The sequence below is a fragment of the Paenibacillus lutrae genome, assembly GCF_009757775.1.
GTDB classification, from domain to species: Bacteria; Bacillota; Bacilli; order Paenibacillales; family NBRC-103111; genus Paenibacillus_F; species Paenibacillus_F lutrae.
This window is the reverse complement of the sequence record NZ_RHLK01000002.1, coordinates 340,666-352,591: the sequence shown is the minus strand read 5'-3', so window position 1 is coordinate 352,591 and position 11,926 is coordinate 340,666. Positions and strand designations below refer to the sequence as shown.

13 protein-coding genes are annotated in these 11,926 nt (G+C 50.8%); 3 read left to right on the top strand and 10 right to left on the bottom strand.

Annotation, left to right across the window (positions count from 1 at the left end):
* Positions 1-78: 78 nt before the first annotated feature.
* From EDM21_RS03935 to EDM21_RS03925, 4 genes are all read right to left on the bottom strand, one after another.
* Positions 79-396: a PqqD family protein gene (locus EDM21_RS03935; protein ID WP_157333091.1), complete on the bottom strand. Its 318-nt coding sequence runs from the start codon at positions 394-396 to the stop codon at positions 79-81.
* An 11-nt stretch (positions 397-407) separates the two neighbouring features.
* Complete coding sequence (locus EDM21_RS03930; RefSeq protein WP_157333089.1) at positions 408-1,529, bottom strand: nucleotidyltransferase family protein; 1,122 nt, start codon at positions 1,527-1,529, stop codon at positions 408-410.
* Complete coding sequence (locus tag EDM21_RS25190) at positions 1,526-1,651, bottom strand: hypothetical protein (RefSeq protein WP_268893049.1); 126 nt, start codon at positions 1,649-1,651, stop codon at positions 1,526-1,528. The genes EDM21_RS03930 and EDM21_RS25190 overlap by 4 nt, the downstream gene beginning before the upstream one ends.
* A 165-nt stretch (positions 1,652-1,816) precedes the next feature.
* Positions 1,817-2,608, bottom strand: coding sequence for a tyrosine-protein phosphatase (locus EDM21_RS03925; protein ID WP_157333087.1), 792 nt, complete (start codon positions 2,606-2,608; stop codon positions 1,817-1,819).
* Positions 2,609-3,072: 464 nt separating this feature from the next.
* On the opposite strand from EDM21_RS03925, the gene EDM21_RS03920 reads away from it, so the two are divergent.
* Entirely contained in the window at positions 3,073-3,447 is a 375-nt protein-coding gene (locus EDM21_RS03920; protein WP_068776159.1) for a helix-turn-helix domain-containing protein, read from the top strand.
* Between the two features lie 336 nt (positions 3,448-3,783).
* Here the strand turns inward: EDM21_RS03920 and EDM21_RS03915 are convergent, their stop codons facing one another.
* From EDM21_RS03915 to EDM21_RS03900, 4 genes are all read right to left on the bottom strand, one after another.
* The gene (locus tag EDM21_RS03915) at positions 3,784-4,302 is read right to left on the bottom strand and encodes a tyrosine-type recombinase/integrase (protein WP_157333085.1); all 519 of its coding nucleotides are present in this window, start codon (positions 4,300-4,302) and stop codon (positions 3,784-3,786) included.
* Positions 4,303-4,501: 199 nt separating this feature from the next.
* A complete protein-coding gene (locus tag EDM21_RS03910; protein WP_157333786.1) occupies positions 4,502-5,449 on the bottom strand; it encodes an LCP family protein in 948 nt (315 codons plus the stop codon).
* Positions 5,450-5,866: 417 nt separating this feature from the next.
* Positions 5,867-6,475, bottom strand: a complete 609-nt coding sequence (locus EDM21_RS03905) for a pentapeptide repeat-containing protein (RefSeq protein ID WP_157333083.1) — start codon at positions 6,473-6,475, stop codon at positions 5,867-5,869.
* 17 nt (positions 6,476-6,492) lie between these two features.
* Positions 6,493-7,353: an MBL fold metallo-hydrolase gene (locus EDM21_RS03900; protein WP_157333081.1), complete on the bottom strand. Its 861-nt coding sequence runs from the start codon at positions 7,351-7,353 to the stop codon at positions 6,493-6,495.
* Positions 7,354-7,584: 231 nt separating this feature from the next.
* Here EDM21_RS03900 and EDM21_RS03895 point away from each other — a divergent pair, with 231 nt between their 5' ends.
* Positions 7,585-8,514 (top strand): ABC transporter ATP-binding protein, encoded by a 930-nt coding sequence (locus tag EDM21_RS03895; RefSeq protein WP_157333784.1) that lies wholly within the window; start codon positions 7,585-7,587, stop codon positions 8,512-8,514.
* Positions 8,507-9,436: an ABC transporter permease gene (locus EDM21_RS03890; protein WP_157333079.1), complete on the top strand. Its 930-nt coding sequence runs from the start codon at positions 8,507-8,509 to the stop codon at positions 9,434-9,436. The genes EDM21_RS03895 and EDM21_RS03890 overlap by 8 nt, the downstream gene beginning before the upstream one ends.
* 101 nt (positions 9,437-9,537) lie before the next feature.
* Here the strand turns inward: EDM21_RS03890 and EDM21_RS03885 are convergent, their stop codons facing one another.
* Positions 9,538-10,173 (bottom strand): serine/threonine-protein kinase, encoded by a 636-nt coding sequence (locus EDM21_RS03885; RefSeq protein WP_157333077.1) that lies wholly within the window; start codon positions 10,171-10,173, stop codon positions 9,538-9,540.
* 247 nt (positions 10,174-10,420) lie between these two features.
* Entirely contained in the window at positions 10,421-11,722 is a 1,302-nt protein-coding gene (locus EDM21_RS03880; RefSeq protein ID WP_157333075.1) for an MFS transporter, read from the bottom strand.
* Positions 11,723-11,926 lie beyond the last annotated feature (204 nt).

Below are 11,926 nucleotides of genomic sequence, written 5' to 3'. Positions count from 1 at the left end.
TACTATGTTACGTTTCGTATCATAAAAGACGCAGGTAGGTTCCTCCTCGTTCACGACGAAGAATACGTTCTTACAAGCTCAAGAGTATGCAGTACGGTACGGAAGACCTGTCGGCTCTTGTTCCACCGCTTCTGTAACCTCTACCAGCTCATATTCGCCAAGCTGCTGCAGAAACAAGCGAATGTCATGTTCAGCCGTCTCGTAAGTGGTCTCGTATTGTTCCTGCATACAAAGTACAAGCTCATGCACTGTTTTAGCTTCGGTTAGCAGGGACCATATGATGCCGCCTATTTCATTTACTTTCGTTATGCTCTGCCGGTTCATGTGCATGATCACGTATTCCCCGTCAAGCAGCATGACTTCGGTATCTTGATGACGCCTAAATTTAGTGTTCATGCAGCGATCTCCTAAACATATTTTTTCAATTTGACGAAACGAGACAGGCGTTTCCACCTTTCGGTATAGACTGTTTTCATATGCCTCCAGCGCGAGGTCTCCTTCTCTTCATTCAGAGCAAGCAGGGCCGGGTGGACATAAGGAACAAAGTAATAACCGAGCCAGGTCCAGACATAGACCGGCCGGTCATACACCTTTATCAGATGATACAAGATGCTGTACAGCATCTGGCCGGGTCCTTTTAAATCCATCTGAACTGTCCGCATCAGCCTGTAAGACCAGAGCAGCGGAACTTTCGGTTTCTCTGCTGCCAGCATCCGGAGTCCAGGGAACAGGAACCGGACGGCAGATAGGGCTGTCTGCAGCCGCTTATAGGTATGCTCTCTCCTGGCCCTCGAAACAATCTCTTGGAGCTGAAGTTCATCCCCTAACTTCAACATCATCTGAACGATATCTAGAAAATAACGTATGGAATTCATCCGGTGTTGAGAACCGTGTAAACAAATACAATACAAAGTGTCTTCCGCATTCATTCTTCTGGCGTAGCGGTAAGGTTCTAAAAGGTGAGAATTCAACCAGAGCTGCTCATAGTCGATTCTGGCCGTATGATGTTCAACAAGACCCCAATGAATCTCCACCGTAATCGGCAGCAGACCTGCCCCTTCCTTGGTACAGACAACATGATGGGAAGCATCCGATCCGTCAAAGACACAATACCCTGCCTGCTGGACCAGTTTCACTACGGCAAGCAAGTCGTCCGGACGAACCAGTATATCGATATCAGTCGTCCCCCTGGCGCCCGTCCCGCCGAAAAATTGTTCACTAAAGTGAACGCCCTTCATAAGCAGGACTTCCAATTCTTCATCATCCAGCAAGCGGAGTAACCGATCTGTCTCGGACTTCAGGAGCAAGTTCTGATACAGCGTCGCTTCCGACTTACGGGCCAGATGTTCCTGAAGAAAGAGCGGGAGCTCATGAAGTCTCCCTTTCTCTTTCAGCATGTGGAACACCTGGGCCGTGATGGAGAACAAGTCGGAGTCCGCGGCTACCAGCGTGTATTCCTCTTCAGTGAAGGAGAATGCACCGCCATCCACATACAGGTCGTTCAGAAAACGAACGAGAGGCGGTATCATCTGCCGCATCCTGGACTGCCGACGTGCCCGCCGTTATCACACGGATGAGGCTTCGATGGCCGGGTCTCGAACACGATCTGCTGATGCTTCAGAACAGTCGGTGCGGTATACGTCTTCTTCACTCGCTTCACTCCTTGCGGATCATATTTATGAAAGAGCCTTCGCTATATTGCTGCAGCGAATGTTCTATTCATACATTTCACATAACTCATTTGATACAATTCGTATCTAACAACTCTAACTCTATGATACGATTCGTATCTTGTCAAGCGCAAAATGTCCTATCCCTACCCTTTTACTCGAATATTGAAAGGCCAGGCATCCAGCACCCGCGGAATCGACAATCCTCGCGCTACCGCCTCCGGAATAATCGCCTCGTTCATGGCGACATATTCCGCGTTCGCCCGGAACGTCCCGACCAGATCGGGACTCAGCTTCCGGGCGATGCTGGCGTACGCCTCCGCCAGCTGCCACTTCCTCGCCGACACGTCATGCGCGTCGGAGGCGAGGAAGTGTGCCGCGTTCGTGCGGCACAGCCGCAGAGCGAACGCCTGCATACGGCGGCCGAATGCGCCCGTGACGGCTCCTGCCGTCACCTGCAGCAGCAGGCCGCCTGCGATCCATTCGCGCAGCCGCTCCGGCTCGCGCTGGATTTCGCTGCTCCGCTCGGGGTGTGCGAGAATCGGGACGATTCCGCACACCCCGAGCTCGTGGAGCAGCTCGCCGAATCCGGCCGGCACCCGGCCGGACGGCAGTTCCAGCAGCAGATAGCGCGAGCCGCCGAGGGTGCAGAGCTTGCCGGCCTCTAGGTCGCCCAGGAGCGAATCGGAGATTCGGACCTCGTGACCGGGGAGCACGGCAAGCGGGATGCCCCGGCTGTCCAGCTCATGCTGCAGGCACTGCACGGCGCCGATCACCGCTGGCGCCTCGTTGTTATAGGCGCCGCCATGATGCGGCGTTGCCACGACCCGGGAGATGCCGGCTCCGACTGCCTGCTGCGCCATTGCTACCGAGGCCGCCAGATCCGGGGCACCGTCGTCTAATCCCGGAAGGATGTGACAATGAAGGTCAATGTCCATAATCCTTCCCTCCTCAGCTGCCCGGCACGCATCCGTACCGGACACGTTTGCGGTCTTTCTTGAAAGCCGCCCGGTTATTTTCAATAATGGACAGACAAAAAACAAGTTTGAGAGCGGCGGCACCCTAGTTAAGCGTATGCCTAACGACAGATTTTATGATACAATCCCAAACATTTCATAAGTTCTGAAGTAGCGAATATACATGAATAACTTGCCAGAAAGAGGTTAATATTTCTTTTTAAAGGAGTTTTGTCCGTTCATGAAGAAACATTTTATCGACAAATAGTTGCATTTTGTATCAAAAAAATTATAATTTCAATATATCGATCTTTCGCCTTCTTACTCCAGTCAAGCAGTGAGTCCACCCTTTTTCTTCCATGCCGGAAGAGGTGGTTCCGGTTTAGACGAGCAGCCGACATGGTTATACTGTTACTACTTTCCAGTGAAATGAGAGGAATACTACAATGAACAAACATGGGGATCGTATTGCCGGGCTCCGGGAAAAGCACGCTTTGACTCAAGAAGAGCTCGCAGGCAAGCTTGGAATCTCTAGAGCTGCCTTGTCACATTACGAGACGAGTCGGCGGGAACCCGATTACGAAACAATGAACAAAATTGCTACTTTCTTTAAGGTTTCTGCGGATTATTTACTCGGAAGAACGAACAACCCGCAGGCTGTACTTGACGATGATGTAAGTGAATTTGTGAATAGCTTGGACTTATCCGATGACAAAATTCTCGACAAGTTTGCTCTAACGATAGACGGGCGTAAACTTACGGCGGAGGAAGCTAAACGTTTCATCGCTTTTGTGAGGGCAGATCGCTCGATGTCCGAATAAGATCTGCTGGATAAACCGCAGCGGTATCCCGGCTATGTACTCCGCTTCAACCCTAACTGCTCGATAATTTTTTTAATGTCGATTTCGATTTTTTCATTTTTGGCCATAGGACCCTCACCATCTGGTAGTAGTGGTAATAAAATACAATCGTCTTCATGGATTTAATTTATGATACATCTTGTATCCATGTCAAGTACAATTTGTACCCATCTTTTGTTCCCGTGATTTGAGGCGTTATTTACGGAATCGCCTTTCTATTCGGGTCTATAATGGAACCGCATACACGATATTCTTAACCGGATACCCGGATCTTCGGCTCCTTTGAACGTCTCTGACCTATCCGCTGTTCCTGCTTTCGATTCCTATGTACTTAAACGTAACAGAAGGAGCCGAATGATTGAATAAATCACGAAGTACGGATATATTCTTGGTCCGCTGGTAGTAATGGTAACCGAATGTTTTACGAAGAGTATGGGTCCCTATATCGCTCAGTCCTACATGTTTGGCCGCTTCATTCAGAATACGGTAAACACGAATACGTTTAATCGGTTTGCCTGTTTTCTGAGAAGGAAACATATAGTCGTCCTCGTCCATATACTGGGTATATTCGCTGATTTCCGCCTTTAAATCGTCGTCGATCTGGAAGGACTTGCTTTTACCGGTCTTTTCCTCCGTAATGTGAATGAGATTCTTGTCTTTAAGATCCTTCACGCGAAGCCGCAGGATATCGTTGAGGTGCAGACCCGAATTAATTCCGATTGTAAAAAGCAGCCAGTCCCGCATGGAATGGTTCTTCAGCACTTCCTGAAGAGCGGTGATTTTCTCAGGGTCACGAATTGGTTGGGCCACTTGCATGTAAAATATCCCTCCATATTTCTTTTATTTTCTCTGTTATGATACATTTTGTATCAAAAAAATTATAGCACATCATTTTGCGGGGCGGCTAGCCCCATTTTGTATCTTTCTGCAACTTTATTCTCAGATAAACTTTATTTTCATGCCTGGGGAACTAGTTCAATCAGCCTGTTTTATGGTACGAATTGTATCATAGTAATCAGAAATAATCTTCTTTTATTTTTTTGACCCCTTCCGCATCTGGAATCCAGAAAGAGAGATTGGAACCCACAAGGGAATCGATTTCTCTTCCACTCCGGCCTGGCAGCTGAGCATAGCGGAAATTGTCATCTCCAATACCGTTAAACAACCACGCCAGACTGATCAGATCCGCATCTGTGAAATTCGTATCCAGAATATCCTGTCTGAGAGATGGCAAAAGTGTCGCTAACTGAGGCACTTTCTGCGGTTGCAGCAGTCCGATTGCGATAGAACGAAGCACTTTGGACTGCTCTTCCTGGCGGGCAAAATCTCCACCCTCAGCGCCATAACGCTCGCGAACCACTTTCAGCGCCATATCTCCGTCAAAAATCCGGGTGCCTTTGGGGATCGTCGCGTTCTGCCACTTCAGATACAGGTCTTTGTCGAGCTTCAGTTCCACCCCGCCTACTTTGTCGACAATCCGCTTGAACCCTTCAAAATTCGTCTTCGCGTAGTAATTTATGGGCACGCCCAAAAAGTCGCTTACCGTCTGAGTCGCCATAAGGGTCCCTTCTTTATTGCCTCCTTTCGATTCCCCCAGAATATGGGCGTGATTGATTTTCGTATACCCCACCCCCTTAATAGAAACCCGGGTATCTCGCGGCAGCGATACGATGTTCACCTTGCGCTCGGAAGGGATCACATGCACGGCCATCATAACATCGGAACGGGAAGGCTCAGTCCCAAGTGAATCTACGCCAAGAATTAGAATGTTGAATGATTTCATATCCGGTTTGGCAGTTTGCGCAGGTTCCGGCGTTGAGACCGTATTCGGATCGGGCTGGGCCAGGACCGGCAATTCTTTATTCTCGAAATGTCTGGCCGGATCCAGGCTCCAATAGGCCCACCCGCCGGCCACTCCCCCAACGATAATCACTCCCAGCGCGGCCGCTTTCCACTTTTTCATCTTCAAGAACAGGTCCTCCTCGCTTCCGTCATTCGATACAAATTGTATCATCAAACGAAATGGATTACAACTGCTTCTCCTGTCGTTTTTTTCCTTTTTTTCTCCTGCGCCGTTTTATCTATATAGTTCTATAGTCGGATGTCTACGCAATTCATCACTTGTCTCTTCTGTATCGTCGAATATGCCAAAAGTCATTTATGTCTGCTGCTAACTTCTCTCCACTAACATCTATCTCGTCCTAGGCCGTTCGGGGAGGCATTGCTTTATAGAGAACCAGAAACCAGGAAGCAGGAACAACCTTGACGGTTTTCGGGTACACACGCAAAAAAGCGGCTATCCCGAAAAGAATAGCCGCTTTTGTCTTTAATGGATTTCTATTGATCTGCTTAGCTTGGTTCCAACCGCCGCTTCCCCTGCTCAGTTTTCCACCTTAGCGCCGTAAGCCCTTAGGAACGCAACCGCCTGCAGCGAATCCATCTTGGCTCCCTTTACATCCATCGAGGTAAAATCCACTCCGTCCATCACCGCTCCGCGTAAATCCGTCCCCTGAAGACGAACTTTGCCAAGCTGGGCCCGGGTCAGATCCGCATCGCGAAGATCCGCCTTCTCCAGATTACAAGAATAGAGGTCCGCTTCACTCAACCGGATTCCCCGCAGAGACTGCTTAGCCAGATTGGCAAAACGAAGATTGGTGTACGACCAGTCCCCGCCCAAGATTGTTATGCCGTCCAGATTCGCTTCATTGAAATCGGAGCCGGTCATTTTACAAGACTCGAACTTAGCTACGAACAGACTCGCCCCCCTGAACGTGCAGTTCGTAAAAGCAGATCGGATGTGCAGGGACGCATTCAACTGGCTTCCCGTGAAATCGCAATCGGTAAACCGGCAGCCCTCCGTCCATATTTCTTCCAGCCTGGCGCCGACAAACCGGCACCGTTCAAACGTGCAGCCGCGAAGCTCCCCTCCGCTTAAATCAGAGGGGCTGAAATCCGTATCGATATACTCCCGGTTCTCATAAGAATACATGTTCATCTCTTCCTTTTCTATTCGGTCCCCGGCCCAGACTCTTTTCTGCCATCCATTCCGGCGGCCGCTAATTCTTCTCTTACCCTATCAATGTTGCTTGCATGGCAATCGGCGGTAAAATCCGACGCGAACGCGAATCGACCTTCCAGCTCCTGCAGCATCTGCTGATCGCCGGCCCGTACGGCAGCCTCAAGCTCGTTTAAATACGTATCCGCCATTTGTATCCTGCGGTTGATTTCGGCCGGATTCCCGGCAGGTGTCCCGTGACCGGGTATAAGCAGCCGGATTCTTCCCGAATCAGCGAGCCGCTGCGCCAGCCGGATTGTGTTTCTGTATGCCCCGTAACTATCTTCTATAAAAGGGAGCTCGAACCCGGATAAATAGTCGCCTGCGATTAATACGCCTTCTTCCTCCACCACCGCGAAAACCCCGTCCGGCGTATGGCCCCGGGCCAAATAGAAGGTCACCGTCGTATCACCGACACGAAGCGCCTGCCCGTCCTTTTCCACAGGCATGTTAATAACAGGATACTCCACCGGGTAATCTCTCTCTATATAATACATGCGGTCGAATTCCCGCGCCTGCTTCACCTGCTCATGCCGGTCCTTCCGCCTTACCAAGTCCCGGCTGCCGATTGTCAGACTGTCAGGGAAGGCTCCCCATCCGATAATATGATCATAATCTCCATGAGTAAAGAGCAGATAGAGCGGCTTTTTCCCGCGCACGGCATTTATGCAGCGCCGGATCTCCTCAACTTCCCCCGGAAGCAGGCAGGGATCGGCCAGCAGCACCAGATCATCCGTCACGATAACGGTTGAGGTTGTCTGATACAGCGAGCTCTGAAACACGGTGACCGCGCCATTCTCATAGATGATCATCTGTGTCCCCCCCTTTCGAATCTCTCTTCATTTTTACACAGGTACGGACTTTCGTCCAATCCAACCCCCAGCATGCAAATACCGGCCCCAGTCCGGTCCATGTCTACCAAGGTCGGGTATGAAACCTAGACCTCGGTCGGTGTGACATTCCGGTTCAAGTCTATATAATGAGAAGCCGAGAGCACTGAACCAGAGAGTCAGACTTGGAATTATGGAGGTTGGAAAAGAATGATGGAAGAACAAGCTGTACTTGAAATACGCCACGTCAGCAAAACGATCGGCAGCAAAAAAATTATCCAGGATTTGTCCTTCGAGGTATACCCGGGAGAAGTATTCGGATTCCTCGGCCCCAACGGTGCGGGTAAAACGACGCTAATCCGTATGATTGTCGGCCTGATGAAGATGAACAAAGGCGACATCCTGATCCACGGCCAGACGATCAAGGGCCGTTTCGAAGAAGCAATCCGGCATGTGGGAGCCATTGTAGAAAATCCCGAAATGTATAAATTTCTGTCCGGCAAAAGAAACCTGCTCCACTACGCCCGCATGTTCCCCGGCGGCATCCCGCAGGCCCGGATCTCCGAGGTTGTAGAGCTGGTCGGTCTTAAGAACCGCATCAACGAGAAGGTGAAGACTTACTCGCTCGGTATGCGCCAACGCCTTGGAGTCGCGCAGGCGCTGCTGCACCGCCCTTCTCTGCTCATCCTGGATGAGCCGACGAACGGCCTCGACCCGGCGGGTATCCGCGAGCTGCGCGATTACTTGCGCCGTCTGGCCCGCGAAGAAGGGATCGCCATCGTCGTCTCCAGCCATCTGCTGTCCGAGATGGAACTGATGTGCGACCGGGTCGCCATCATCCAGCAGGGCAAGCTGATCGACATCCAGAATCTTCGCGGAGAAGGCGCCGCAGAGGCCCAGACCTCCTACTTCTTCGAAGTGAACGATCCCGCGGTTGCCCAGGCGATTGTGCAGGAAGTAGATCCGGCTCTGCCGGTAGTCCTGCGTCCGGACGGGATTGAAATCAGCGCCGGGCGGGAGCGTGCAGCGGATATCGGTACGCTGCTGGTGCAAGCGGGGCTTCGTCTGTATACGATGAAGCCGCTGACCCAATCCCTGGAAGACAAATTCTTGAAGATAACAGGAAGTGATCAAATTGCTTAATCTTATCCGTAATGAAAATATGAAAATTTACCGGCGGCTCACGACTTGGGTTATGATTGCCCTGCTGGTCAGCCTCGTCGGCGCAGCTTCTTATCTGATGTATCATGACTCCCCTCAGGCGAATAAGGTTGACTGGCGCCAATCCCAGACAGAACGCATTCAAATGCTGGAGGAAAGCAAGACGCACATGCCGGAGGAAGCTGCCCGCTTTGATTCCCAAATCCAGTTAGCTAAAGAATATTTGGCAAAAGATATTTCACCGGAACGTTCGGCTGTATGGGAGTCCGTTTCCTTCATGTCGTCCCTGGTCGCGGTTATCACCGTCTTTACGGTTGTTGTAGCAGCGGATGCAATGTCGGGGGAGTTTTCCAGCGGCACGATCAAACTGCTGCTGATCCGTCCCGTATCCCGCTCCAAAATCGTTCTTTCGAAGTATATCGCCGCTTTCCAATTTACGATTGTCATGCTGTTGATTCTATTCGCATCCGCTCTGGCCATTAACTTCGCATTATACGGCACTGGGGGTATGAGCCCTACACTTCTGGATCTGAATCATGCGGGAGCCATCGTCGAGAAGAATATAATTATTGAAATGCTCACTTCCTATGGCTATAAATGCGTAGAACTGATCATGATTGTGACCCTGGCTTTTATGATCTCGACCCTTTTCCGCAGCAACTCACTGGCTATCGGAATTTCACTGTGCATCATGTTCCTCGGCAATACGATCAGCATGTTGATGAGCCGGTACGAGTGGAGCAAGTACCTGCTCTTCTCGAACATGGATTTAACCCGCTACATCCACAATCAGCCTTTGGTTGAAGGCATGACTCTGACCTTCTCCATTATGGTGCTTGCGGCATACTTCCTGGTCTTCAACCTGCTTACCTGGACCGTCTTCCGGCGCAGAGATGTTATGTAGTTCCTGGTACACGCCGAACCGGCGAACGAAAGAACCGCCCTTATCCGATAGGGGCGGTTCTTTTTTTAGGATAATCCGACAACCGCCTCTCCCTGCTCACGTTAAGAAGGCCGGCGGCGGAGCCAGCGGTAGCTTTTGCGGATTCCGTTTAAGATAGAATTAGGCAGAGGAAACGGATTGCGGTAAATAAAAGGCAAATACAGCTTGTAATAGGCCTTCTTCATATCCTCCCACATCTGGTCGGGGTTCTCATCCAGAAAATCCGATACATCCACGATTTTGCCGCGCCCGCTCTCAAGCATTACATTCTTCCCGTGCAGATCCTGCGGCTTCAGGCCCAGTCTGCGCGCATAATCACGTGCATCCTCAATGTCATGAATCACCTGCTGCGGGATGCGTACTCCTTTACGGAAACATTCATACAAGGTGACGCCATTCAATCGTTTGAGAATCAGATAAGGCTCGCTCGCGTAGTAACAGCGGGAGTATGCCGGGTGTTCACCTAACCTCCGGTAAACCTCCACTTCCTGCTTCCAGCCTGCCCTGCCGGGTGCGTACACCTTTACAACCAGGTCCGGCAAATCCGGATGAGCCGTCACAGCCGCATAATTGCCCGTCCCCACCAATTTCCACTCGCCCGGCAGCCGCCGCACCACCACCGGTTCATGCGGATCCTCGCTTACGAAGTCGATACCGGGCAGCAGCTCCCGTTCCACTCTTTCTATCCAAGCATCCATTCAAATCTCCCTTTGGTTATCATTCTCTTATTGTAGAGATTTCTGCCGCCGCTTACAATGGATGATTGCATATGTAATGAATTAATAGGGAGGAATCAATAGGAATACTCTGGCCCATAAACTTTAAAAATAGCAGAATGGGCTTGAATCCTCACCGTCATCGGCATCGCCACGGCCATCTGCCTCTGCGCCGTTCAGCCATTTCAAAACCAGCTTGCCGCATCGGTGCATTCCTTCGGTGCATTCCTCAGGAAACGGATGTCTCTATTCCCGGCCCGGGCGGCGACTTCGGAGCCTTGTCCAGCAGGACCTTGCGCCCCAGAGATACTGCGAGCAGCAGCATAATGAATCCCATCCCCGATGATATTCCGTACTGCTGAACCCAGAGCGGCATACGTTCCGCCCACCCGTACATCCGGCCTCCGAGAAGCGGCCCCAGGAATGCCGCAAAACCGGTTAGAGTCGAATACATCGCAATGAACATCGGACGTTCTCCCCTTGGCGTGTCCCCGATAATAAAATTAAACGCCAGCTGATTAAATCCGCCCGTCCCGGCTCCAAGACACATATGCACCATGATTAGCACCGGCAGTACGGGCAGCCAAGCCAGCAGTCCCCAGAGCATGCAGGACAAAGAAAGAAGAGGCAGCGTCCAGAACAGCAGCTGCCGATTGCTCCAGCGCGCATTCAGGTTCCCCCATACATAGAAGCTCATCATCATAACAGCCGTCTGCAGCACCGTCAGGATCGAGATGGTCTGATAGCTGACCTGCAGTGGTTTGAGCATCACATAAGAGAACAGAGGAACCGAGATTCCCTGCATAAACAGCCAGAGAGCAAGGAATGCAGTCGCCCGGATATAGGTCCGGTCCTTAAAAGGGCGTGTCAGCATCGGCATCAGCTTCGTATTCTCGGACTGCTGAAAAGGCGGATTCGGATACAAGGTATACCCGAGCACATTGCATACGACCGCAACACCGACGATACTATAGAGAATCGGGAATCCTGTTTCATTTCCGTAATGATCCAGAATTTGTCCGCCTATGAACAACCCCAAGCTGCCAAGAGCATTCAGCAGCATATTTCTTATTCCGAAATGCCGGGCTCTGACGGATGCGGGAACCATATCCGCCATCAAGGTGGACCAGACCACTCCTGCAAAAGAGTTGGACAAAAACGCCAGTGTGTATAAGACCACATAGGCCGGAATCCATAAATCCCGCTCCAGTACAAAGGGAATCAAACCCGTACACGCCCATAAGATTCGGTGCATACTTCCGAAAATCAGAATGAGCAGCTTCCGGTTGCTCCATTTTTGCATCAGGTAAGCCATTAAAATTTGCCCAACGTTGACTATTGTCGTCATGGCGAGTACGAGACCGACTTCAGAGGAAGTCGCACCCAGATACAACAAATAGCCCGTCAAGAACGGGCCATTCAGGAGCGTTGTTATGACCGTTGCCGGTGCTCCCTCCAGCGTTGCGAACCACAGATGTTTTCGGGTCGGGGTAAAGCGGTGCCAGGAGCGTGTCTTGAGATGCACGTTCATTTGTTCTCCTTTGAGCCGGGGCTGTCTTCCGGCTTCCTCACATAGTAGTAAATGAATTTTACCGTATTCGATCCAATAATACGTTCATTATACTGCAAAAATTTCCACCCGTCTGTTAAATTCGGAAGGAAATTTTTATATTTTTCAACGTCCCCTTTTTCCGAAAACACGCCTCATATTTACTCTCGTTTACTCTTGTTTACT

Excerpts from the sequence above, each read along its gene's own strand:
- EDM21_RS03905 (WP_157333083.1), bottom strand. The coding sequence starts at position 6,475 with ATGTATTCTTATGAGAACCGGGAGTATATCGATACGGATTTCAGCCCC.
- EDM21_RS03885 (WP_157333077.1), bottom strand. The coding sequence starts at position 10,173 with ATGGATGCTTGGATAGAAAGAGTGGAACGGGAGCTGCTGCCCGGTATC.
- EDM21_RS03900 (WP_157333081.1), bottom strand. The coding sequence starts at position 7,353 with ATGATCATCTATGAGAATGGCGCGGTCACCGTGTTTCAGAGCTCGCTG.
- EDM21_RS03915 (WP_157333085.1), bottom strand. The coding sequence starts at position 4,302 with ATGCAAGTGGCCCAACCAATTCGTGACCCTGAGAAAATCACCGCTCTT.
- EDM21_RS03895 (WP_157333784.1), top strand. The coding sequence starts at position 7,585 with ATGGAAGAACAAGCTGTACTTGAAATACGCCACGTCAGCAAAACGATC.
- EDM21_RS03910 (WP_157333786.1), bottom strand. The coding sequence starts at position 5,449 with ATGAAAAAGTGGAAAGCGGCCGCGCTGGGAGTGATTATCGTTGGGGGA.
- EDM21_RS03935 (WP_157333091.1), bottom strand. The coding sequence starts at position 396 with ATGAACACTAAATTTAGGCGTCATCAAGATACCGAAGTCATGCTGCTT.
- EDM21_RS03930 (WP_157333089.1), bottom strand. The coding sequence starts at position 1,529 with ATGATACCGCCTCTCGTTCGTTTTCTGAACGACCTGTATGTGGATGGC.
- EDM21_RS03920 (WP_068776159.1), top strand. The coding sequence starts at position 3,073 with ATGAACAAACATGGGGATCGTATTGCCGGGCTCCGGGAAAAGCACGCT.
- EDM21_RS03880 (WP_157333075.1), bottom strand. The coding sequence starts at position 11,722 with ATGAACGTGCATCTCAAGACACGCTCCTGGCACCGCTTTACCCCGACC.
- EDM21_RS03925 (WP_157333087.1), bottom strand. The coding sequence starts at position 2,608 with ATGGACATTGACCTTCATTGTCACATCCTTCCGGGATTAGACGACGGT.